Raw genomic sequence first — 23,738 nt, 5'->3', positions numbered from 1 at the left:
AGAAAGGAGGATCTGTATGGGTGTTGCGAGACTGAAAGAGTCAGGCAGGATTTATGAGGATGCGTTCTTAAGCTCCAACCTGGATTCCAAATGGGAAGTACTCCCTAACGATGCTACTCGCTATGAAGCGGGTAGTGGCAGCCTGGTGCTCAAACATGGTCAAGATCCACTGTATATGTTCTATAAACCTCTGACGGATATGAAGCAATTCGTCATGGATGTGAAGAATAGTTACAATCCCGATACAGAGGGATGCTACGGTGGAGTTATCGTGTTTGTAGACGAACATAATTACATGGAGATTGAAGAGTTTTTGGATATGTCCTTGCCAAAGCCTTTGCTGAAGACTTATCCGTGGATACGATTGATTCGAGATTATAACTATTATACGGCGTATTGGTCAGATGATGGCTTGATTTGGAACATCATTGGTTCTGTAGAACTGGTGGGAGCTCCTAAGATTGGTCTCTATCTGAAGGGTGAAGGAGATCACCCCATGCATGTTCAGTATATTCGAATTAACAAAGGAACATCTATTGCCGTAGACAATCTAACCAAAGGGACTGTGGTTGATCTAATCGATCAGAAGGGTGTTGTGCTTGAGTCCAGGGTATGCCGATCTGAAGAAACGGTTGTACATTTTAACATGGATCCATATCCATATCCGTTTGAGGGCAATTTCGGGATTAGGCTTCCGGATGGAAATCGGTTTCAGGCCATGGATTCTATTAAGTTATACAAGGGAGACTTAATGTATTTTGAGGTTACACCAGATTTATATTACAAAGAGTCGAATCCTGAAACAGGAGAAGATTTCGATGTGCTTCTTTATCCTAACACGGATCGGTTTCTAGGCTATTTAACCGCAGGTGGTTCTGCTACACAAGAAGTTCGAATGTTTGCTAAGAACCCCATGATATCAGGAGACTTTAAAAATGTAACCTTTGCGCTCACAAGCGGGACGGATAAAGTGCAGATTGCGCCTGATGTTGAAGGCATTCCTGGGTCCTTCAGTTACTCGATCACCGCGTTTACTATTTTGCCAGGAGCGTCCTATCCATTCTGGCTCCGAATGGAAAGGGAAGAATCTCAAGACAGGTATGCTTCCCAGGTCAAATTTTCGCTACAGATGTATTCGACATACATATGACTTAATCGAATTGGAGTAATTACGTATAGATCATGTAAGGCATGAATGGAGGTGGTCAAATGTCAGTAAGAATTAACCAGTCTCATCGATCATCCGCCAAGAGTCATAAGGAATTGAGTGATATTGGGGTCCGTACGCATGATGAGATTGATGCCTATCTTGCAGAGTTGGAAGAAGCCAGAGGGTCTGAACCCAATCTAGGCGACCGAATCACACTCGTAGAAGAGTCTGCAAGCGATAGCCAAGATGCAGTAAAAGATCATGAGCAAAGACTTGGCGATGTCGAGACTAAGGTTATCTCAAACAGCTCACGACTGGATGATGTTCAGCAGGATATTCTGACAGCAAGAACAGATGTCAACACCCTTTCCAAGAGTCAGGATGACCATGAGAAGAGATTGAGCCTCGCGGAGACGGAAATAAAAGAAGCACGTGGAGCAGAGGCATCCATAGATCATCGATTTGATACGTTGGAGAAAGCGATTGAAGTTGTAGCGAAGCAACCCATTCAGGATCTCAGTGTTACCAACCCCACGTATCTAGATACAAATAACAGTGTTCAAGTTACGATTAATGCAGGACGAGCCAGTATCAACAAGATTATTGTAGATCAGTTTACTCAGACATTCAGCATCCCGGACATTGTGGCAAACACAACATATTATATTTTCCTTCATGAAAATGGGGAGTACTCTTATAGTTCAGATCAAAAAGAGCCCAAGGATGCCATGATCATTGGTGGACTCGATGTCGGAGTTTCTCCAACAACTTCACTTACGGCTTTGGATTTCAGGTATTTCTTAACAAAGGGTTCTATTGAAAATGACATGTCTGTATTGGGAGTTCGTGTAGATGATCTGGAAAAAACCGTTGGTGAGCAGACCGCAACAATTGCTTCACATCATACGGCGATCGAAGCGATGGAAGCCCAATTAGAAGCAACTGCTGAAGAAGTTGTGGTTTCAAGAGAAGATAAAAACGGAGTCGTCTATGATGCTCTCAAGGACAGACTCGACAACATGCAGAGTCGTCTTGAACTCGCTGAGAGTCGAGGCACCATGGAGCATCAATCCGTATTTCATTTCACTTCTGCTCCTAACAGCAGGTTGTCGACGACTAGGGATTTTCAAGTGCCCAGATATGTGATTGGTTCGAATTCCGCAGAGGTATTTCTGGATGGAATACGCATGGATGCAGGAGACGATTACATTGAATATAACGATACGCTTATACGGTTTACTTTTGATGTGCCTAAGGAAGCCAGAGTAACAGTCATTGGTCGAGGGTCTATTATTAACACCACTTCGGTAACCGAATATACCTACTATCCAGATGGGAAAGTACATACCGAGAAGATTGATGGAGGAATTAACCGTATCATTGAGCACTTCTATAGCCCGGATGGAAATCTAGAACGACAGGAAGTTACCGAGAGTAACGGGCAGATCAAGTCTATTGAGTATCAGCGTGACATTACGGGTAAAGTACTGCGCGAAATCAACAACGGTGCAGAGTATTATGTGCTTCAAGGTGGTGCTACCTTCGATGACACGGACATCCGGAGGAGGCTTGTCTTTCTTGAAGGAAGTACACTTGAGCTCGATGTCGTGTATAACTACTTCTCCAATGGTGACATCGAGTCAGAAGAAGTGTTCTCTGTGGACTTGACTCCGCAGCTATTAAAGAAAACATCGTTTACCTACAATGCCGATGGTTCCGTTAAGACTGAGACCATGATCTATGACGGCCAGGGAGTGCAGAAGGCATTTGAATACGATGCTAGTGGTAACATCAAACAAGTAAAAATCAGAAAGGTTGTGATTTGACGTGACGAGGACCGTGCAGGATGTGAAGTTTGCACTACATACGATTATGGATAAATTAGTGGGCAATCACTTAGAGCCATTCAGTACAGAGGAAATTGAAATCCTGATCTTTGCTTTTGAAAGCAATATCCTGTTTGATAATGTGGCTCATAAGTTTCTGCCTTCACTAAAAGGGTTACCTGAAATTTATGAGGCTGCTAGTAGTGGTGTGGAATCAGAGGATGGAGCTGAGGATAAAGAGCAGTCTTATCAAGAGAATCTCATAACAGAGAGAAGCGACATGGTGAAATCAATTCTGTTAACCGTACTTAAAGAGAACATCTTTCACGAAATGAAAATCCGATTTGGTGCCTAAGGAGGTGAGGTAGTTGGCTGAAAATATTTTATTAGGTGCCCTGCGTCGGTATGAGTTTTATTCTTATTCTTCCAATTTGATTGCTGAGCTTTACAAAACAGTTAGTCAAGATTTGTATGGGGATATACATTGGAACTGGACTTATGAACCATCTAATGAATATTCAATTCCAAGGAGTTGGACTCATCCTAGTAGGAGTGATGCAAATCTGGGCACTCTTACGGCTCAAAATATAAAAGATCCAAGTATGTTCTTCACAATTAGTATGAATGTTTCTAGGTTTTATACACCCAATTACAGCAGAGATTGCACTAGGAGTTATATGCTTAGAACAGGTTTGAGAAATAATGGTTCGATTGTGAAACCTGATCTTTATACCAATGTAGGTGCTGTAACCGAAATTCCTCTGAATACTTGCATTAACGAAGCGTATTCAAATTTATCTAATGCTCCTAATGTTTACTGGAAGTGGACTCTATTCACTAATTTTAATTACATCTATTTATTTGGTGAGGCACAAAATTACATTGGCGATGCAGCCTATCCTGTTAGATTATATCTTGGCAGAATGAAGTCTTTTGAGGAAGAAGATCCACTTGTAGCAAATGACTTTGTGGGGATTTTTGGTCATTATCCAGTTGGGATGAATATTGCTGGTGTTGAATTGAAGCATAATACAGGCAGAGGCTACGTGAGGACATCAAGAAATGGTACAAGTAATGCGTTATATCATTTCTCAACGAGTTCTCAAGTTCCTTCTCCGGGTTTAGGTGGAAGGTACTTTATCTCTCCTTTTTATGTCTGGCATGGAACGGAAGGAGTAAGGGGAGAGTTCTTCGGTATACGTACTGCCGTACTAAGAAATTCGAGTATGTACCCGGATGGTTCAATTCTTGATCTGGGGGATGAGCGCTATTATGTATTCCATGTGAATGTTCAGCAGCATCCGGCAACTCATCAGGGATTTTTTGCAACTAATGGAGCTTACTACAATGGTCAACCCTACTTCTTCGATTCCCCCTTACTTCTCGGTGGTGGGCAGCGGGTGCTGCTTTTCGAAATTGAGAAGGAGGTGTAGCGCATGACCATGATTCGCAGACACGAGTTTACCAGTACGCTAAGCTTATTTACTTCAACACTTGTTAACACATTGAAAGATGCGCTCGATCCTTACTGGGATACGGTACATACTGCCGAAACAACCTATGCCAACTGGGGAAATGCGCTGCTTACCAATAAAAAAAATACATCCATGCGTTTTACCATGTGTGTATGGGCGCATGCAAGAGGAGTCAACATTCGTTGGGGGCTGAAGAACCTGGGAAGCAATGTGGCATCACCAGATCTATTCGTAAATCCACCAGTGGACACAGATAAATTCATGACGGAAACGCCATTTATGTGTCATAACGTGCAGTACAATGTGAACTATAAGTGGTCAGTAATTTCGAATGAGGATATCCTGTTTATTCACGGAGAGAGTCTGAACTACCCGGAACGAGCTTATCCCGTAAGAATATTCCTAGGTAAATGCCAGCCACTAGAGCAAGAAGACCCGGCGATTGCCGATAAATTTTATGGCGTTTTCCCACATATGCCTTTATCCGCTTCGGATAACAACACATCAGATCAATATAATACACCGAGAGGTGTTGTGATGACTTCACGGAATGGAACGGAGTATGCACTGTACAATTTTGGAACTGAGTCGATTCCTTCTCCAGGTGTGGGTTCCAGATACTATGTTACGCCTTTCATGGTCTATCATCCATCTGAAGGAGCTAGGGGTGAATTCAAGGGTATGCGTTCCATTGTATTTAAAAACAGTGCCCAGCACCCCGATGGATCAATTCTGGATCTTGGCAATGATGGCAAGTACTACGTGTTTCATGTGGTAGACCAGGATTATCCGAATACAGATTATGGACGTTATTACTACAATTCGAACCTAGCTCCTGTGTATTCAAGGCCGAAGTTTTTCCATGGTGCCAGACTGCTTGGTGGCGGGCAAAGAGCGTTACTTTTCCAAATATAGGAGGTGTTTAAGAGGAATGGCTACTTTCACAGGCAAAGTTAAGATGAATGAATTATTCGCGAATATTGTTCAAGGTTTTAAAACGATTGCGGGATCTCCCTGGTCCATTTTTTACGAGACAGCGAGTGTGATCGTGCTGAAATCGGTGGGCACAACGGGTTCTGATAAACTGTTCTTCAGACTTGAGGTTGGAAACACGAAGGAAACTACGGGAAACAAATTGACCGTGAGTGTGGCTGAAGATGTGATGGCAACAGATGGTAGTATTCCTTTGGGCAGAGCCGAAGTGAAAAAGGACTTTCTATGTCATACGAGTGCGGTTGATACGAATCTATTAATCGATTACCAAGTTTCAGTTCAACCAAACCGTATTATTATTTACTTGCAGGGGGATGTGAACTCGGTCACCGGTATATCCAATCTGGGTTACTTCGGAATTCTGAACAGATATGCCACAGAGACAGATTCCTCGAGTTTGAGTGTTGGCCTCAGCTACAACGGGGATAATGGTATCCGGACGTTGCGTGATAAAGATAAACAGATGGTGAATAACATTTATGATGCTTACTCTGCCATGCTTCCTGTTAATCCAGGGTGGGGGTCTCTTTATCATCTTGCTCCGGTTATTATGTGTAATGGTGTGGAAGGCCCTAGAGGCGAGCTTATTGATATCTATGCGGTACCTTCTGCTGGAGTTTCTCATGGAGATGAGATCAAAGTGGGCACTAAAACAATTAAGGTATACTCACTGTCGATTGGTGGACAGAGCTTCTTATCAGGCGCTACGGTTGCTGTCCTGATGAATTAAGGTGGTGATGGACATGGCTATACATCAAGGGAAAGTTGTAGGGACCGCCGAGAGCGGTTCTCTCTATACCCAGAGTAAGGCGGCAGTTCTCCATGGCATTGGATACGATCTTGATGCTGTTCCGGTCACCATTGAAGGTAAGGAAATAGTCTATTCATTAGGAACGTTATCCACTACGGCTGAATTAATTGACATCTACCGTTGGGGTACATGGAGGATGCTGGACAACCATAATGATCAATTGATTGGATACGTTACGGATAAGTATATTTATGGGCCACGAACCAGAGTGGGAATTCCTAATGAAAAAAATATGATACTGAAGCATCAATTTTTGACCCAATCCAGTGGAGCAGGTTTAATTCGAGACACCATAAGAGGCCTAAAAACAAAACAAAATTTTGCGGGGCTTGATTGGTGCATTAAGGTCAAAATTCCTGTCCAGCAAGCGGGGTTAGTGGGGAAAACGTGGGGGGATTGGTCTTACAGCGGAAGTGGTAACACATCTGGCAATCATCTTCGTCCACGACGGTATCCGGATACGCATATTCCTAGAAGGAGGGAAGACTCTTGAACAGGACATGGAAACTGATGGAGGAGATGAGAAAAGTGCTATTGCCGGTATCGTTTGCCCAAAGAGTAGAGTATGTTGCCGGTGGGGCGAAGGCAATGATTGATATTCCCATGGAACATCCTCGATTCATGATCAAAACGATTAGGGTCATTCCGTCCAGAGAGACGAATATGGAAGTTCATGTTTTGAACAGTGCGGGTCCACATCCAGAGGTTCTCTATTTCAACAATGCCCAATACTCGACGGGGAATTTTATGGAAGGGATTTACGATATGATCGATTTGCCATATGAGGACGTAGATGGGACTTCAACACTTCACTTGTCGTTAAAAAATCTGGGTACAGATGTAGCCCACTTCGATATCGAGGTCGTTGGATTGACTACGAGGTAGGAGGAGGAGGACCACCACATGGATATTGTTTCATTCAGCAAAGCTGCCAAAGTAGAACGTGAAGTTAAACAAGCCAGGGATTCTTATGCCTCACTTGATGGCAGACTGGACGCAGTGTCAGTAGGAAACGTGGTCTCGGTCAGACTCAAAACTGAACTGCCAACCTTAGGTGAAGCAGGAAGATTGTATCTGGTACGCCAAGACTCAAGCAATCAAAATGAATCAACGACCTATACATACAGCGGTGGGAAATATGTAAAGGTGGGTGGTGATCGAGTTTCAAACCATCCCGAGAATGGAATCATTAATCTTAATGGTTCCAAAACGGTGATCTATACTCATCCGGATACACACAGTGCAGACATGTTAACAGATGGAAGTTATAACGTTATCATGACTCTGAACGAACGTGAAAAGTTGTCCAACATCGAGCTTGAGGCCAATCATTACAAACATCCTGACACACACAGTGCCGATATGATCAACGATGGAGAAACGCATGTGAGTATGACCTGGGCTGAACGAAAACGCCTGAATGTCATTGATCCGTGGGAATCGATCAGCGATTTGGTAGATTATACGGATGTAGTTACATATTTTGCTTTTGACATGCAGGGAAGAGTTATTCGACAAGTCGTTACAGACAACTACACCGAGCAGCTGGTCAGAGAACCTGTACTGATCATGCCAGCTTCTCCAGAAGGTTATGCACAAGATGAATCTTTCATGGTCACTTCCATTGGTGAAATTTACCGATATGACGGTGTGGACTTCGTGCAGCTTCCTACTTTGGTTGATGTCATCTATCAGTATGATGATGAGGGAAGAATGGTGGCAAAGTCCATCACCAGGATGGGAACAACACCTGTTCAAACCAACTTCCAATATATATATGATTCATACGGCAATCGTATAGCGGTTAAGAAATACTAATACGGAAGGATAGCATGTGCTGTCCTTTTTTCTTTTAACAACGAAATAGTTTGTGTATCCCACATCTACATATGAAGATTAGCATTAACACTTATTTGGATAAGACGTATAGAGAAAGTAGTATGAAAACGTAATTATTCCGGGAGGTAGTATACGATGAATATTGAACTTACTGCTCATTTCTATTTCAAGGGAAGTGGGAAGAAAAAGACGGTGAACTGGATAGAAGATAATCCTAGATTACAACAGAAAGAGAAAGATTCGGATAAGATCGTACGCGAAATCCCGTTAACTGCGGATGAGGTTAAGCAAGAATATCGCCGACTATTCACCAAACACAAGAACGAGGGAAAATCGATCACGTTGGAAGATACAGACGATGTGGTTCATATCATTGATCTTACCGATGTGCGAAATATTGAATTGACCTCTAAGGAGGGGAATACAGATGCTTTACAGGCTGACCTTTGCACTGAATGATGAGGAAATTGTCACTACCGAGATGACCTCCGATAAGGAGGATCTGGTTGGAGCAACGGAAGAAGCGTTCGATTTGATCGAAAGAGACTATGGTGCCAATGTCATTTTGAACCTGGTTGCGTTTAGCCTGCTCAAAATAGAGCTCACCAATGAAATGATAAATTAAGCGTATAAGCTAACTAATGTTAGCTTTTCAGCACTAACTGCTATTTTATTTGAATAATTATAAAATATAGTTAATAAAGTGATATACCCCAAGCCTAGTTCTGGGGTCTATTCCTTTTTCATGAAAAGTTGATAGTGAATTGATTTAATGCATCCATTGAAACTTGTCTTGTACAAGCAGTTTTGATTAAACTAGGTTGAATTCATATGTTCAGGGGCAGTAGAAGGGGTCAGGATGATTGGCAAGGAGGGATGGGACATTGAGATAAAAGACTTGGAAAGAGAGCTCGCAAAGTTGGCATCCAGAATAAGAAAAGATTTTACTGAACGCGGGCCGGTAGATACCAGAGTCTCTATCATGAATCATTTTATCATCTTAAAGTTTACAGCAAAATTCACCAAGCCTGAAGCGTTTATGCTGGAACATATGCAATCACACTCAAGTCAAATTTTCGCCGAATACAAGATGAAGCTAGCACATATGATGAGAGAAGATTTCAACCCCGTTTTCTCCTATATCAACATGGGTCTGAAGATCGAAGACATCGAAACAACATTTTTTGGCCATGATTTTGCAGAGCAGATTACAGTCTTCAAGATGAACAAGGATGTTGAAGTACTGCTGAAAAATGATGAGATTAAGATGCCTTAAGACCTATGAACTAACGTTTGAATACTGGACAGGTTCTTAGGAACTAATTTTTGTTGTTGACAATATCCTACATATTTCCTTATACTACCCTTATGGCGATCGAATAGATTAATAATCTTGACGAAGCCTATAACCTTGTTAAAGAACTTGAAGGCCATATCTTCGGTAATTGGGACGAAATAGATGTCAGACCAAGACCGACACATTCCACCATTTTGGTATTTTCCAGTGGTGCGCTCTGTGTTGGTCTTTTTGTTTGTAAAAAATGCTGCTTTACCTTTCACCGTATACTTCGTATATAGTCAGTAAAAGACATATAAGCGAACGAAATAAATAAATGTTGCGAACATTAGTTCGTATTTGTTATTCTGAATGTAATAGGATGGGAATAGGGAGGCGGATCAAAGGGAGATTTCTTGATCGTTTGTATGTAATTAGGCTTATTAGCTTCAATTCTGTGTAAATAAGACTACATAAGGTATATGAGATTTCGGGAGCAATAGCGGGAATATAGAGTAAGATCATGCTGGATAGCGACTAGATTGTGAAGAAAGAATACGAACTACTAATAATTAAATAGTTAATGGGGGAAATGTATAATGCCTGCTACAACTGCTATGGGTTTTGATGATTTATTTGAGATTGGGGATATAGACATGTTCCTGAATAAAGCTCAGGAGAAGTGTCGTCACAAGCTTAGAGGTAAAACGTTTGCCGGGATGGAGAAAGAAGATGTGACCCAGGAGATTATGATCAAATTAGTTAAATCCCTGGACAAGTATGATGCAGAAAAAGCCAAAATGTCGACGTTTGTTGATCATCTTATCGAAAATAAAATCAAGGACATGTACCGCAAGTGCATGTCTGAGAAAAATCTCAGTGTGGTTAACGCTGTACAGATCATGTGCACGGATCAGGGTGGTGGCGATGAATCGGAAGGCTCAGATATCGCATTAGCGCTTGGTCATGCTGGGTTTGCTTATGAGAATTTTGAGTTTGTAACAGATATTATGGAAAATATGAGACTGAACGAACGTGAGAAACAAATCTTTAAGCTTCGGACTTCGGGGTATGAATTTGTAGAGATTGCAGGAATGCTAGGTGTATCCAAGGCACGTATATCCCAGTTATGGAAAGCGATTCGTGAGAAATACGAAGCATTGTAGTCATAAGTGGCAATTAATAGCCTAAGTTTGATGAAGATAGATCAGTAACCTACATAGAACAGAGAGAGCACCCTTAACTGGGTGCTTTTTTATGTCGTATAGAGTGATTAGTACAGAAAGGAAGGCGGAACAAGATGCTTAGTGTGGTGGTTTTAGGATTTTCTGTGGAACGTCTGGAGGGGTATTCGGATATCGCTTGGGCAAGTCATGATTCTTCGACAGCTTCTGATTTAAGCAACAGGGAGTATGCCTTGATCATTGAGAAAGTAGTGGTACAGGCTGATGCCGTCTTGGTTAATCTGGATATGGATCATTTGACCTCTACTGATATTGTGATCATGCATCATGCTTATATACATAAAAAGCCGATCTTGGTTGTGGGTTTCAGGCCATTGGAGCCTGTCATTGAAGACTTTGTCTCCAAACGAGTGGCTGATCTGGACGTGGCTGTACACCATATGCGGACGAACTATATGGTCCTAAGCAGCGGAACCAATACTTCATCTGCGGCTCCAATTTAACTGCTGCTCCTATAACACGTATAGAGAATGTAAGGGCAAGAATATTCGCGAGACTTTAATTAATGGAGGAATAATTCAATGACACATGTGATCAAAGCAAAAGAAGATAAATTAACGGAAGAAATCGTAGCCAGTATGATTGGAAAGTATATCCACGCGCCGACCAATATGCATGAAATCCAGACGCCAACCGGCGCAACAACCCAGGCCAACGTATGGTTTGCTGGCAGTGTAGCGGGTTACGAAAAAGCCGTTATTGGATTCAACTACGAAGAGGGTACCTTCCATGAAGAACCACAAACATTTTATAACGTTCATTTAACGGATGGTATGGGGTACATTCTGACAAGTGCTTATGAATTGGAGATTCATGAACTGACCGAAGAGGAGTTTAATCAACTCATTGAAGAGAAAAAGGAAGAGGAACAAGACTCATCTGGTGAAGAGCAATGAAGGTGTTAAACTACGCCTCGGATTTAGCTGTAAAAACGTTTGTGTCCGCTAGCGCTGCAGGTGTGGAAGAATTAATCAACGCATGGATGTTATCCAAGCCACACACGTTCGTTACCGGACTGGAGTTTACCTCCACCGTTGAACCATCCAGCAGCACGTTGGAATTTGCGGCAATCATCGTATATCAACCAAGTGAACAAGACCAATCCTAACGTTGTATGAGATTATTCCTTCTATAATATAGAGGCTTTCAGTAAGGAGGTGGGCGAATCTGTTGCTCACTTTAGAAAGAGTAATAGGTATTGTTATTGCTGTTGTGGTATTGGCTTCGCAATACGGGAGTCTATCAGCATTAGGAAATTACAAACCGATCGGCGAAGAAGCGCTTGACTCCAAGAGATTAAAGGAAGTAACACAAGAAGAGCAGATAAAGCCAGTAAAACCAATGAAGCAAGAAAAACAAGAGAAGCAAGAAAAGCAGGGAAAACAAGTTAAAGATGCATCGGTTGCTCCTGCGCAAATACAAATGACTGATATGCTTGAGCAGTATATAGAACTCCATCATGAGAAAACAGTGAGCCGGGCAAAGCTGCTGAAGTATGTGAGGTGGGTAGTTCAATATTCGAAGGATACGGATATCGATTCCGTCTGGATTCTGGCTATGATGTGGCAAGAGAGCCGGATGTTAGAGGAAAGTGTATCATCTCATGGAGCGATTGGTTTACTTCAGATTCTTCCAAGCACAGCGAAATCGTTTGGAGTGAGTAAACAGGAGCTACATCAGCCTGAAACGAATATTAGGACAAGCATTATATACTTGGAATATCTTATGGATAAGTACGACGGAAATCTTCGTACGGCAACCATTGCGTACAATCAGGGAGAAGGAAACGTAGCTAAGGGAAAGGCTCGCTCCTGGTACTACAATCAAGTGAAGGAGCACCATAAAAAAATGCTTGAAATAATCAAAAAAGGACAATAAACATCAGTTAACAATAGAATTTGAATACTATAGTATAGTTTATCAATTTTACATAGGGAGATCCAAATGGGAAAATTTCCAGAACATATTAGTACGAATTTGCAGGTAGATAAGAAGCACTACACAATGGATGAAGTAGAAAATATTGAACGTTGTAAGCTCGATGAGCATTTCCTCGGGGATTGTATTTTGGTCAATGAGAACTTGATTTGGCATTCTGTTCATAAGTATATTGGAAAGCCCGAAATGATTATTAAGAATCATTGTGTAGAGAAGGATGATATTCTTCAACTGGGCCGTCTGGGATTCATCAAAGCGATTAGGGCATTTGATACGGGGCGTGGCGTGAAATTTAGTTCGTTTGCTGTCACTGCGATTGTCAGAGAGATCCGATGTTTTCTAAGAGATAGCGCAAGCATTATTCGTCCAACTCGCACAGCTACGGAATTAATCAACCGAATCAATCGACTTGAGCACGATATGGGCTACCTGCCACCAGCACATGAAATCGCGTTGCTGCTGGATGAGGAGGAAGATAAGGTCAACAAAGCACTCCAGGTGGGTAAAGGTGTGAAGTACCTGGATGAGCCTGTAGGTGCTGATGATCAACAAACTCAATCCGTGACTTTGATGGATACTATCTATAGTGGGGAGAACATTGAAGAAGGTATTCTGGACAAGTTATACGTTGATGCGGTTATTGATTCAGTCAAGCGCAAGCTTAGTGAGAAAGAAGTGACTGTACTCAAGCATCGTGTAGAAGGATTTAATCAAACTCAGACAGCAGATATGGAAGACATTAGCCAGATGAGGGTCTCTAGAATTATGCGAAAAGTAGCTAAAATGCTGGATAAAAAGGATCAGGCATGATTTTTGCCTCAGCCCTTCATATCTTATATAACGTCTCATAGATAACGTCCCTCCCGCATCCCAGCGTGAGGGATTTTTTGCTGTTTTTGCCCGATGGGACATACTCCAAGTTGTCCGGACATAAGATAGTACAAGATTCCAAGTGACCCGGAGGAATGAATTGATGCGAAAAATAACGAAAGTTCTTGCATGCATGCTTATCCCTGTCTTCTTGCTGTCTTCATTAGGGGTTACTCAAGCCCAGGCAACAATTCAAGGTCCGTCTACACATGCGCAAAGCGCTGCTCTCATTGATGTCACATCAGGCCGGATCTTATACAGCAAGGATGGGGATAAGGAACTGCGGATTGCCAGCTTGACCAAAATCATGACGGCGATTGTAGCGATCGAACACAGCAAGCTGGATGAGAAAGTGAAAGTGACTCCCACGGCTTTTGCCAAAGAAGGATCGTCTCTCTATCTGAAGTTAGGTGAAGAGATGACGCTTGAAAACATGTTGTACGGGCTAATGCTCCGTTCAGGCAATGACGCTGCCTCTGCGATCGCAGAACATGTCGGTGGATCGGAAGAAGGCTTTGTCCTGTTAATGAACAAAAAAGCGGAGCAAATCGGCCTGACCCATTCCCATTTTATGAACCCTCATGGACTGGATGCAGAAGGTCACTATTCTACAGCTAATGACTTGGCCCGATTAACGGCATATGCGTTGCACAATCCGGTGTTCAAACGCATCGTAGCCACGGAGGACAAATCCGCACCGAACCCCAATGAAAGCTGGGAATACTCTTGGCATAACAAAAATAAAATGCTGCGGATGTATGAAGGTGCAGATGGCGTTAAAACCGGCTACACAAAGAAAGCTTTCAGATGTTTGGTCAGCTCCGCTACACGTAATGGACAGCAGCTCGCCGCAGTAACGCTGAACGACGGAAACGATTGGAACGATCATGCTCGGATGCTAGATTTCGGGTTTGAATACTTCCCGTTGGTAGAGATCGCGAAGCAAGAACAGCCTGTGCAAAATACAGATGTTGTTACGGGCCGGGGATTCTGGTACCCACTGGCTAAAAGTGAACAAGGCTCATTGACCAAGAAATTGATACTACACGAAAATCGAGGACAGTCGGAAACGGATGGCAAGGAACAATCGACAGATCCTTCGTTCGGATTGGCAGGTCGCATTGATATGCAACTTGACGGAAAACTTGTTGGCTCAATTCCGGTGTATCGCAAAGGCAGTTATATTCCTCCTGAACCGAAGACAGAAGATGCAACGCTGGGTGGAATAGGTGATGTCTCTTCCTGGGCAGCTGCATGGCGTGCCGTGTTAAGCCACCTGTTGTCTCCGTAGCTAAATCGCAATTGAAGGGAGGATATCATCCATGATTAATCTAATATGGCTGCTCATGATTTTAATCGGATTTGCTTTTGCAGCCGTCAACGGCAATATCGAAGTAGTCACGCAAGCTGCTTTTGATGGGGCTGCAACGGGAGTCACGGTCTGTTTTGGACTGATTAGTGTTCTTGTGTTCTGGATGGGTATGATGAAAATGGCTGAGGATGCTGGCCTCTTGGCCCGGATTGCCAAGCTGCTCGGTCCGGTTGTGGGTTTCCTGTTCCCCGATGTGCCCAAAAATCATCCGGCGATGGGTTATATTCTCTCCAATATGAGTGCGAATCTGCTGGGGCTAGGAAATGCGGCTACTCCAATGGGAATCAAAGCCATGCAACAGCTGCAGGAGCTTAATCCGGACAAACAAACCGCTTCTCCTGCCATGTGCACCTTACTGGCTCTGAATACGGCTAGTATTACCATTATTCCGACAACGCTGATCGCCATCCGCTTAAACTATCATTCTGCCAATGCTACAGAGATTGTGGGAACAACATTGATGGCTACCATTATCGCTACACTTGCTGCTATAATCGCCGATCGCTGGTATCGGAACAGGGCTTTACACAAACCGCCGCGCATACAGAAAAGTGGCAATCCCGGCATGAAAGGATGAGCACCTTTGTTAACCTTCATCAACTGGATCTCCGTCTGGGCCATCCCGGTTATTATCGCGTTTGTTCCATTATATGCGTTTACCAAAAAGGTCCCGGTTTACGAATCCTTTGTTGATGGGGCCAAGGATGGTTTCTCCACTGCAATCAGTATTATTCCGCATCTCGTGGGCATGATGGTCGCAATCAGTGTATTTCGTGCCTCGGGTGCATTGGATTTTGTGATTAGTCTGTTCGCTCCGCTGGTGTCCTGGATGGGTGTTCCAGGCGAAGTGTTGCCACTCGGAATATTGCGTCCTTTAACGGGGACAGGCTCTCTGGCGTTTACAACCGATCTGATCAAAACCCATGGTCCCGACTCTATGATCGGACGTATGGCGTCTACGATTCAGGGGAGTACAGACACCACATTATATGTGCTGACTGTCTATTTTGGGGCTGTAGGGATACGGAACGGTCGATATGCACTCAAAGTAGGGTTGTTTTCCGATGTCGTTGGTTTTATTGCTGCCCTCGCCATTTGTTTGCTCGTTTTTGGTTAAAAGATATCTCCTTTCCTTCCGATATATTAGATATGCTAGAATAATAGCGGAGGAGAGTGAGACATGCAGAAGAGTTGGAAACGAATGCTCCGTGTCGGAATGACAGGCGTGCTTGCTATTGCAATGCTCGCAGGGTCAACGGGGCTGGCGGCAGCTCAAGCCGTTCAGACGATACATTTTACAGGTTACTTCGATAAACAGCTGCGTGCACAAATGGCAGTTACGGCAGATTCTTTTCCAGTCGTGAATGTACGTTTGGTCAAGCAGGATGAACCCGATATGGTATATTATGATGTTGGTACCTCGATACTGATCTCGAAGGATGAAGTGCTCACGAATTACCATGTCGTTCAGAGTTTTGCTGAACTGTCTGATGGTGATGAAGGCACACTGACTGTTGCGAGCCCAGGTTCCTTAGGAAAGCCTGTAAAGGCAAAGATTATGAAGACAGATCCGGTGACAGACATGGCGCTGCTGAAGCTGGACAAGGAAATAGACGCCCAACCGGTCACATTTGCAAACGCGAGGGATAACCAGGTTGTCTATACGATTGGATTCCCCAAAAATCCTGCTGGTGATCTGGTCATCCTGGATGAAGATTTTCCTTCAACCTTCAATACGATAGCCAAAAGCAGAGTGTTTAGTTCTCAAGCTTCGGATGTTCCAGGTAAAAAGGGAATCGGCAGTATTGTGAAATCCATGGCCCAAGGTAATTCAGGTGGCCCTGTTCTGGATCAGAACAACCGGGTCATTGGGATGATGACATTTGTGTACGGTGGACGTACCTATTATATTACTTCCAAGACATTGGAGACTTTCATTAAAGAGAGTACTAAACCTCCCAAAAAACAAGTTGCAGTTGCCGGAAAAGTTTCCAATTAAATGATTTGAGGAAAAGGCTTATCTTTACGCCATCTGTGTTCAACAGGTCGTGTAAAGGCAGGCTTTTTTTGCGTCAATCTCAAAGGGGGAGGTAGCCTAAAATACATATTCGTGTCGCCAGTTAACAAAATCCTTGGATTATCCTTGTGATTTCCCTGTTTGATGGGTATCATTAGTGTGAGGTGACATGACAAACATGGAAAGATTACAAAAAATTATCGCACAGGCAGGCATTGCATCCCGCCGCAAAAGCGAGGAACTAATCCTGTCCGGCAAAGTAGAAGTTAACGGGGAGGTCGTAACCGAACTGGGTACAAAAGCGAACCCCGAAGAGGATATGATTACGGTTAATGGAAAACCGATCCGCAGTGAGAAAAAAGTGTATTTGATGTTGAACAAGCCAAAAGGCGTAATCACAAGTGCATCTGACCCGGAAGGTCGGAAAATTGTATCCGACTACCTGAAAGGTGTCAAGGAACGCGTATATCCTGTAGGTCGTCTGGATTATGACACAGAGGGCTTATTGATCCTTACCAATGATGGTGAGTTTGCACATTTGCTGACGCATCCGAAGCATCACGTACCCAAAACGTATCACGCAACGGTCAAAGGTGTGCCACATGGTACAGCTCTGGAGAAATTAAAGACAGGCATTATGCTGGATGACGGCATGACGGCTCCTGCAGAGGTAGAGTACAAAGATGTGGATACAGCGGCTAATGAGTCGGTCATTTCCATTACGATCTATGAAGGACGTAACCGTCAGGTTAGACGTATGTTCGAGGCAATCAACCATCCGGTAACCCGTCTGAAACGGATTTCGTTTGGTGGTATTTTGCTACAAAACCTGAAACGTGGTCTGACACGTCATCTGACCAAAGAGGAAGTCAACAACCTGATTACCCTCGCACAATCAGAACCAGCCAAAAAAATGAAAAAAAGGTAATGTGAGGACACATAATTTTCATAAAACCGCCGCAGTTTTGTGACGAAATTCGCTATAATTGTTCATAGGATGTTCACAGTTGTCTTAGACCAATAAGATGCGAATGCTACAGTCACTTAAAAGGGGAGCAGCACATGGGCAAATCAAGAAGAACGGTGCAAATCGTCATTTTGTTATTGATCCTGGTGTTGGGCGGATATGCGATTACCACATCGGTATCCGGCTCGAATGGCAAGCCAAAGGAAGGGGATAAGTCTCCTTCTTTTGAACTGCTGGGCCTGGATGGTCAAGTTCATACGTCTGATGAGTACAAAGGAAAAGCAATGGTGATCAATTTCTGGGGCACTTGGTGTGAACCTTGTGTTAAAGAAATGCCTGCACTTCAGGCGCAAGCTGACAAATGGAAGGACCAGGGAGTACAATTTGTCGGAATTAATGTTGGAGAAGACCAGATGACCGTGGATAATTTTGTACGGCAGGTTGGGGTTACGTTTCCAATCATGTTAGACCGTGAGAAAAACTCGGTTCGTGATTTTGGGATCTCTCCGATGCCAACGACATTCTTTGTGTCCGACACGGGCAAAATCTCTACCATTCATATCGGGCAACTTGATTTGGACACACTTGACGCTCAAATTTCGCAACTGGCGAAGCAGCCCTGATAGGAGGTCTATTCGTGTTCCAAAATACCAAATGTGAGTGCGGACACCAGAATCCGGTTGGCACTGTACTATGTGAAGCATGTGGGAAACCGATACTGGAGTCTGAAGCTAAATCGAATGAAGTGCTGGAAATGCGTTATGATGGCATGGCGCGCCGTTCACAGCGCAGTAATCCCAACATCATTGACCGCATATGGAACTTTTTTTCATCCGTCAAAATTGCCGTCTATATGATTGTTTTCACGCTTGTAGGTTCTATGCTTGGTACGATCTATCCGCAAGAAAGTACATTTTTAAATATTGATCCTTCCGTTTATTACAAAGAAACATACGGTCAGTTGGGTCATATCTATTATCTGTTGGGTTTATCCCATACATACGAATCCTGGTGGTTTATCTTGCTGTTGGTGCTGATTGGTGCATCATTGGTGATATGCAGTCTGGATCGCGTCCTACCGCTCTACAAAGCACTGAATAAACAGAAAATACGTAAACATACGCAATTTCTGACGAGACAGCGTCTGGTGTACCAAGGATATATCGAAGAGGCACCAGAAGACTGGATTAAGAAAGCGGTTACGCCGCTTAAAAAGAAAGGCTACCGAGTGCACACCCAAGGTGATGCTTTGCTCGCCGAGAAACAGCGATTCAGTCGATGGGGCCCATATGTCATCCATATTGGACTCATTATATTTCTGCTGGCGGTGCTCGCACGAGGGCTACCTGGCCTGAATCTGGATGAGCATGTTGCTTTTCCAGAAGGTGAGATCAAAAAGATCCCGAATACGTCGATGTATCTGAAAAATGAACAGTTTAATGTTGAATTTTACAGTGAGGAAGAAGTACCTGAGCAATTCCGTAACCTGAATAAGACCGTTCCAAAACTGTTCGAAACAAAAGTTGTTTTATATGAATGTACAGCAGATTGTTCGGATCTTTCGAAAAAACCTCAATTGGCTGAGGTGGCCAGACATGATGTTCGTGTGAATCATCCATTAAATTATAACGGTCTGAAAGCATATCAGTTTGATTATGATCTCACACCTACCATTCGGTCCGTAACGCCGGATCTGGTCAATACAAAGACTGGTGAAGTATATGGGGCGATTAAGATTGATATGGTCGATACCCAAAAAACATTTGAAGCGGGTCCTTATGAACTGACCGTAAAGGAAAAGTTCATGGACTTTGGATTGGATGAGAATGGTCAGCCCAAATCAAAATCGCCTTCACCTAATGCACCTGCTTTTCTCTTTCTCATTAAGGGACCGAATCTGCCGGAAGAGGGGATACAGTATCTTTATTTTGCGAAGCAGATTGATAAGCAACGGTTTCAGCAGGATGCAATTAACCAACAGCTGATCGGAGCAGAGATTCCTTTACAGTTGGAAGTAGACAGCATGGACAAGGTTGATATTATTCAATCCGTAAGTTATCTCAATATACGCGTGGATAAAGCAATGCCTTTTGTGTGGGTAGGAGCCGGCATTGTCATGTTGGGTCTGGTCATGGGTTTTTATTGGCATCATCGCCGCATCTGGATTCGTTTTGATGATCAACAGCTTACCTTGGGTGGACATACCAACAAAAACTGGTTTGGCTTCAGGCGTGAAGTCGCGGCTGTTTTGAAACAAATGAATTTGGAAGTGGAAGAGAAGTCGTTGGATAACGGGGGGAACCAAGCATGAATTTATTGGATTTCAGCAGCGACGCATTTATCGTAGCTTTCTTTCTCTATTGTGCCGCATTCTTTTTATATGGTGTTGCGGTAATGGGCAAAAAATGGAGCAATCGTGATCCTCTGGACCATATGAATCGCTGGGGTAAACGAGCTTTCATTGCCTCGACTGTCGCTTTGGCAGCACATCTTGTATTTTTTGCAACACGATGGGCTGGGGCAGGGCATATCCCGGTTAGTAACATGTACGAGTTTATGTCTTTTCTGTCCATGATGATCATGGTTGCATTTATCGTTGTATACGCCATATATCGGAAGTCACTACTGGGTTTGTTTGCCTTACCACTTACCATCATTATAATGGCTTACGCTGCTGTATTTCCTCAGGAGGTACAGCCGTTAATCCCGGCACTTCAGTCCATCTGGCTGAAAATTCACGTGACGTTGGCTGCACTTGGTGAAGCATTCTTCGCCGTGGGTTTTGCCGCAGGGTTCATGTATTTGCTCCGTACGGTTGATTTCAGTGGTAAAGACAAGTCTTCAAGACGGCAAAGAGGATGGGTTGAATTCACCCTGGTTACGATCGTCGTCGTTATCGGATTTATCGGGACGGTATTTGCCTTTCGTGCAGCTGGTTACGAGGCAGTTTTTGTACAGAAAACGGTCAGCATTGACACAGAGGTACAGGAAAATAGTACAATAGAGAAAGTGAATTATCGCATGCCTCCGATTTTTGCACCATATAATAGCGAAGTGGAGAGCATGACACCGTTTCTTGGCATGAAAAAACCTTTACTTGAGACGCCTTCCTGGATGAACGGCGTAAATGCCGGGCGCAAGCTGAATACGGTGGTTTGGTCACTTATTGTAGGTTTGATCCTATATGGAATTGTACGACTTCTTGTACGCAGACCACTTGGACAAGCGTTACAGCCAATGATGGATGGAATTGATGCCGATGATCTGGATGAGATAAGTTATCGTGCGATTGCCATCGGTTTTCCGATATTTACGCTGGGAGCATTAATCTTTGCCATGATCTGGGCTCAGATTGCCTGGAGTCGTTTTTGGGGCTGGGACCCCAAAGAGGTGTGGGCATTGATCACATGGCTATATTATAGTGTGTATCTGCATTTGCGTTTATCCAGAGGTTGGCAAGGTCAGAAGTCTGCATGGCTTGCAGTTCTTGGCTTCCTAGTCGTCATGTTTACGCTAGTTGGGGTGAATCTGATCATTGCTGGATTACATTCTTACGCTGGTGCGGACTAGGACAGACTCGTATTGCAAAGGTTGAGTTTAGAAGCGGGAAACACAAATGTACCTTTTTATTGAAGGGTATTCAAATATTGTTCGCCAGATCGAACATAATAGAAGTGATGAGGAGTTATTGCAAAGGGGCTGGAGAGGCATGGCTGAACATGAGAATCGAATACTGGTCGTGGATGACGAAGAGAGAATCCGCAGGCTTTTAAAAATGTATCTTGAAAAAGAAGGTTATGAAATCGATGAAGCCGAGGATGGGGAAACTGCGCTGCGTAAAGCAACAGCAGGGGACTACGGGCTGATTTTGCTTGATGTGATGTTACCAGGTATGGATGGAGTTGAAGTGTGTACCCGTCTTCGTCAGGTGAAATCAACGCCGGTTTTGATGCTCACTGCAAAAGGTGAAGAGATTAACCGGGTTCAAGGCTTCGAAGTTGGCGCTGATGACTATGTTGTAAAACCATTCAGCCCGCGTGAAGTGATTTATCGTGTCAAAGCGATTTTGCGTCGATCTTCCGCGACAGCTTATCTCTCCAAGGAGAGCAATTCGAGTAACAACATCGTGTTCCCGCATCTGGTTATTGAGCATGATGCCCACCGGGTAACCGCTGGTGGCGAAGAGATTAGTCTTACACCAAAAGAATATGAATTACTGCACTACCTGGCAACATCTCCCGACAAAGTTTTCTCCAGAGAAGAATTGCTCAAGGATGTATGGAATTACGAATTCTTTGGCGATCTTCGTACCGTGGATACGCATGTGAAGCGTCTTCGCGAGAAACTTAACAAGGTATCGCCTGAATCGGCGGCCATGATTACGACGGTGTGGGGTGTGGGTTATAAACTGGAAGTACCGAAGTAGTTTTAGTTTCTGGAGATCACTGGTCGGGAAGTTATGGATCACTATTATCTGCCTTGTGGGTTGTGTACTTATTGCGCTGGGTCTTTTTTTGCTGCCCTACATTGATACGAACTTTGCAGAATCCGAATCCAGAGATATTAAGCGGTTGTTCACCTATATCTGTATAATCGGATTCAGTTTAACCACGTTTTTTGCATTGTTTCTATTCACCAAAATAACGCAGCCCATGCAGCAATTGATTCAGGCAGCCAATGCGATTCGCAAAGGGAATTACGGAACACGTCTCTCCCTGGTAACGAGTGATGAGATTGGTGAACTTGCCAACACATTTAATCATATGGCTGCCCAACTGGAAGATAATATTCGAAACCTTAACCATGAGAAGGAACATTTGGCAAGTGTGCTTCGCAGCATGACCGATGCGGTAGTTACATTTGATGGTGAAGGCAAAGTTATTCTGACGAATCCGCCTGGAGAGAAGATCATGCAGGCATGGTATGATCTCGATTGGGAGAGAATGGACGAAGGACAAGAATCCGAGCAGTCTGACAAGACTTTGCGTGATGTACCTGAGCCCCTTCTCCCTTTGTTCAGAATGGTGATGGAGCAAGGTGGAGACCAGAACTCCAATGTTCACGTACAGCAAGGTGTCTGGTCTGTTCAGATGGCACCGTTGTATGCTGACAGTGTTATCAGAGGGGCTGTGGCTGTCTTGAGAGATGTAACCGAAGAAGTGCGTCTGGAGAAAATGCGGCGTGATTTCGTGGCTAACGTATCTCATGAGATACGAACACCGCTATCCATGATGCAAGGCTACAGTGAAGCCCTTTTGGACGGCATGGCAACCTCACCGGAAGAGAGCGAAGAACTGATCCAGGTCATTCATGATGAGTCCCTCCGGATGGGCAGATTGGTTAAAGACTTGCTTGATCTTGCCCGGATGGAAGCTGGACACACGGACATGGTGATGAAGGAAGTTGACCTTGGAGAATTACTTGAACGTGTATATCGGAAGTTCTCGGTGCGTTCAAAAGAACAGGGAATTCAACTGCACTTTGAGTTCGAACAGCCAACCATTGAACTTCAACAAGCAGATGAGGATCGACTTGAGCAAGTATTTACGAATTTGCTGGATAATGCGTTCAGACATACACCTACTGGCAAAAATGTAATGATCTCAGCAGAGCGGGTCACTTATCTTCGTGCTCCATTTGTCAGAGTTTCTGTGAAGGATCAGGGTGTAGGTATCCCTTCATCTGACTTGCCATTTATTTTCGAACGATTCTACAAAGCAGACAAGGCTCGTGTTCGGGGAGAAAGTGTGGGTACAGGGCTTGGTTTAGCGATTGTGAAAAATATTGTTGATGCGCATCAAGGTATGATTACCGTCAATAGTGTGCTTGGCGAAGGAACAGAGTTTATTTTGCAATTTCCCTTGGATTCATCGAAATAGCCTGAATTTCATACAAAAAGTGCGGAAACACCCTCTTATGGAGGGTGTTTTTTTGTTGAAGACTACCGTTTAATCTTGTTC

28 protein-coding genes are annotated in these 23,738 nt (G+C 43.7%); all 28 read left to right on the top strand.

Annotation, left to right across the window (positions count from 1 at the left end):
• The first annotated feature begins 16 nt into the window (after positions 1-16).
• The 28 genes from F0220_RS19455 (at position 17) to F0220_RS19320 (ending at position 23,657) form a co-directional block, all read left to right on the top strand.
• Positions 17-1,150, top strand: coding sequence for a hypothetical protein (locus F0220_RS19455; RefSeq protein ID WP_105599468.1), 1,134 nt, complete (start codon positions 17-19; stop codon positions 1,148-1,150).
• 59 nt (positions 1,151-1,209) lie between these two features.
• On the top strand, positions 1,210-2,976 hold the full coding sequence (locus F0220_RS19450) for a hypothetical protein (RefSeq protein ID WP_105599467.1): 1,767 nt from the start codon (positions 1,210-1,212) through the stop codon (positions 2,974-2,976).
• Between the two features lie 46 nt (positions 2,977-3,022).
• Positions 3,023-3,331 (top strand): hypothetical protein, encoded by a 309-nt coding sequence (locus tag F0220_RS19445; RefSeq protein WP_146117054.1) that lies wholly within the window; start codon positions 3,023-3,025, stop codon positions 3,329-3,331.
• Positions 3,332-3,344: 13 nt separating this feature from the next.
• Positions 3,345-4,409, top strand: a complete 1,065-nt coding sequence (locus tag F0220_RS19440; RefSeq protein ID WP_146117055.1) for a hypothetical protein — start codon at positions 3,345-3,347, stop codon at positions 4,407-4,409.
• Between the two features lie 3 nt (positions 4,410-4,412).
• Positions 4,413-5,366 (top strand): hypothetical protein, encoded by a 954-nt coding sequence (locus tag F0220_RS19435; protein ID WP_105599461.1) that lies wholly within the window; start codon positions 4,413-4,415, stop codon positions 5,364-5,366.
• A 16-nt stretch (positions 5,367-5,382) separates the two neighbouring features.
• A complete protein-coding gene (locus F0220_RS19430; protein ID WP_105599459.1) occupies positions 5,383-6,174 on the top strand; it encodes a hypothetical protein in 792 nt (263 codons plus the stop codon).
• Between the two features lie 13 nt (positions 6,175-6,187).
• The gene (locus F0220_RS19425; RefSeq protein ID WP_105599458.1) at positions 6,188-6,748 is read left to right on the top strand and encodes a hypothetical protein; all 561 of its coding nucleotides are present in this window, start codon (positions 6,188-6,190) and stop codon (positions 6,746-6,748) included.
• Positions 6,745-7,140: a hypothetical protein gene (locus F0220_RS19420; protein WP_105599456.1), complete on the top strand. Its 396-nt coding sequence runs from the start codon at positions 6,745-6,747 to the stop codon at positions 7,138-7,140. Before F0220_RS19425 ends, F0220_RS19420 begins: the two co-directional genes overlap by 4 nt.
• Positions 7,141-7,158: 18 nt before the next feature.
• On the top strand, positions 7,159-8,073 hold the full coding sequence (locus F0220_RS19415; RefSeq protein ID WP_105599454.1) for a hypothetical protein: 915 nt from the start codon (positions 7,159-7,161) through the stop codon (positions 8,071-8,073).
• A gap of 156 nt (positions 8,074-8,229) precedes the next feature.
• A complete protein-coding gene (locus tag F0220_RS19410; RefSeq protein ID WP_105599452.1) occupies positions 8,230-8,553 on the top strand; it encodes a hypothetical protein in 324 nt (107 codons plus the stop codon).
• Positions 8,522-8,719, top strand: coding sequence for a hypothetical protein (locus F0220_RS19405; RefSeq protein WP_105599450.1), 198 nt, complete (start codon positions 8,522-8,524; stop codon positions 8,717-8,719). Before F0220_RS19410 ends, F0220_RS19405 begins: the two co-directional genes overlap by 32 nt.
• A 234-nt stretch (positions 8,720-8,953) precedes the next feature.
• Positions 8,954-9,370: a Na-translocating system protein MpsC family protein gene (locus F0220_RS19400; protein WP_105599449.1), complete on the top strand. Its 417-nt coding sequence runs from the start codon at positions 8,954-8,956 to the stop codon at positions 9,368-9,370.
• A gap of 599 nt (positions 9,371-9,969) precedes the next feature.
• On the top strand, positions 9,970-10,536 hold the full coding sequence (locus F0220_RS19395) for a sigma-70 family RNA polymerase sigma factor (protein WP_105599445.1): 567 nt from the start codon (positions 9,970-9,972) through the stop codon (positions 10,534-10,536).
• A 146-nt stretch (positions 10,537-10,682) separates the two neighbouring features.
• The gene (locus F0220_RS19390; RefSeq protein WP_192131001.1) at positions 10,683-11,057 is read left to right on the top strand and encodes a hypothetical protein; all 375 of its coding nucleotides are present in this window, start codon (positions 10,683-10,685) and stop codon (positions 11,055-11,057) included.
• Positions 11,058-11,135: 78 nt separating this feature from the next.
• The gene (locus F0220_RS19385) at positions 11,136-11,510 is read left to right on the top strand and encodes a hypothetical protein (protein ID WP_105599442.1); all 375 of its coding nucleotides are present in this window, start codon (positions 11,136-11,138) and stop codon (positions 11,508-11,510) included.
• On the top strand, positions 11,507-11,722 hold the full coding sequence (locus F0220_RS19380) for a hypothetical protein (protein ID WP_105599440.1): 216 nt from the start codon (positions 11,507-11,509) through the stop codon (positions 11,720-11,722). Before F0220_RS19385 ends, F0220_RS19380 begins: the two co-directional genes overlap by 4 nt.
• 62 nt (positions 11,723-11,784) lie before the next feature.
• Entirely contained in the window at positions 11,785-12,492 is a 708-nt protein-coding gene (locus F0220_RS19375; protein ID WP_105599438.1) for a lytic transglycosylase domain-containing protein, read from the top strand.
• Between the two features lie 66 nt (positions 12,493-12,558).
• Complete coding sequence (locus F0220_RS19370; RefSeq protein WP_105599437.1) at positions 12,559-13,362, top strand: sigma-70 family RNA polymerase sigma factor; 804 nt, start codon at positions 12,559-12,561, stop codon at positions 13,360-13,362.
• Between the two features lie 163 nt (positions 13,363-13,525).
• Entirely contained in the window at positions 13,526-14,713 is a 1,188-nt protein-coding gene (locus F0220_RS19365; RefSeq protein WP_105599435.1) for a D-alanyl-D-alanine carboxypeptidase family protein, read from the top strand.
• A gap of 31 nt (positions 14,714-14,744) precedes the next feature.
• Positions 14,745-15,371, top strand: coding sequence for a nucleoside recognition domain-containing protein (locus F0220_RS19360; protein ID WP_036672256.1), 627 nt, complete (start codon positions 14,745-14,747; stop codon positions 15,369-15,371).
• Between the two features lie 6 nt (positions 15,372-15,377).
• Entirely contained in the window at positions 15,378-15,911 is a 534-nt protein-coding gene (locus F0220_RS19355) for a spore maturation protein (RefSeq protein WP_017687658.1), read from the top strand.
• A 63-nt stretch (positions 15,912-15,974) separates the two neighbouring features.
• Positions 15,975-16,793: a S1 family peptidase gene (locus tag F0220_RS19350; protein ID WP_105599434.1), complete on the top strand. Its 819-nt coding sequence runs from the start codon at positions 15,975-15,977 to the stop codon at positions 16,791-16,793.
• Positions 16,794-16,989: 196 nt separating this feature from the next.
• On the top strand, positions 16,990-17,739 hold the full coding sequence (locus tag F0220_RS19345) for a pseudouridine synthase (protein ID WP_036607741.1): 750 nt from the start codon (positions 16,990-16,992) through the stop codon (positions 17,737-17,739).
• A 134-nt stretch (positions 17,740-17,873) separates the two neighbouring features.
• Positions 17,874-18,401 carry a redoxin family protein gene (locus tag F0220_RS19340; protein WP_017687661.1) on the top strand — a complete coding sequence of 176 codons (528 nt, stop codon included), beginning with the start codon at positions 17,874-17,876 and terminating at the stop codon, positions 18,399-18,401.
• Between the two features lie 14 nt (positions 18,402-18,415).
• Positions 18,416-20,089 carry a cytochrome c biogenesis protein ResB gene (locus tag F0220_RS19335; RefSeq protein ID WP_105599432.1) on the top strand — a complete coding sequence of 558 codons (1,674 nt, stop codon included), beginning with the start codon at positions 18,416-18,418 and terminating at the stop codon, positions 20,087-20,089.
• On the top strand, positions 20,086-21,348 hold the full coding sequence (gene ccsA / locus F0220_RS19330; RefSeq protein ID WP_091018068.1) for a cytochrome c biogenesis protein CcsA: 1,263 nt from the start codon (positions 20,086-20,088) through the stop codon (positions 21,346-21,348). The genes F0220_RS19335 and ccsA overlap by 4 nt, the downstream gene beginning before the upstream one ends.
• A gap of 139 nt (positions 21,349-21,487) precedes the next feature.
• A complete protein-coding gene (locus F0220_RS19325) occupies positions 21,488-22,204 on the top strand; it encodes a response regulator transcription factor (protein WP_017687664.1) in 717 nt (238 codons plus the stop codon).
• A 55-nt stretch (positions 22,205-22,259) separates the two neighbouring features.
• Positions 22,260-23,657, top strand: coding sequence for an ATP-binding protein (locus F0220_RS19320; RefSeq protein ID WP_223199729.1), 1,398 nt, complete (start codon positions 22,260-22,262; stop codon positions 23,655-23,657).
• Positions 23,658-23,738 lie beyond the last annotated feature (81 nt).

It is taken from the genome of Paenibacillus sp. 37, from assembly GCF_008386395.1.
GTDB classification, from domain to species: Bacteria; Bacillota; Bacilli; order Paenibacillales; family Paenibacillaceae; genus Paenibacillus; species Paenibacillus amylolyticus_B.
The sequence above is the reverse complement of the archived record's forward strand: the minus strand, read 5'-3'. Positions and strand labels throughout refer to the sequence as shown.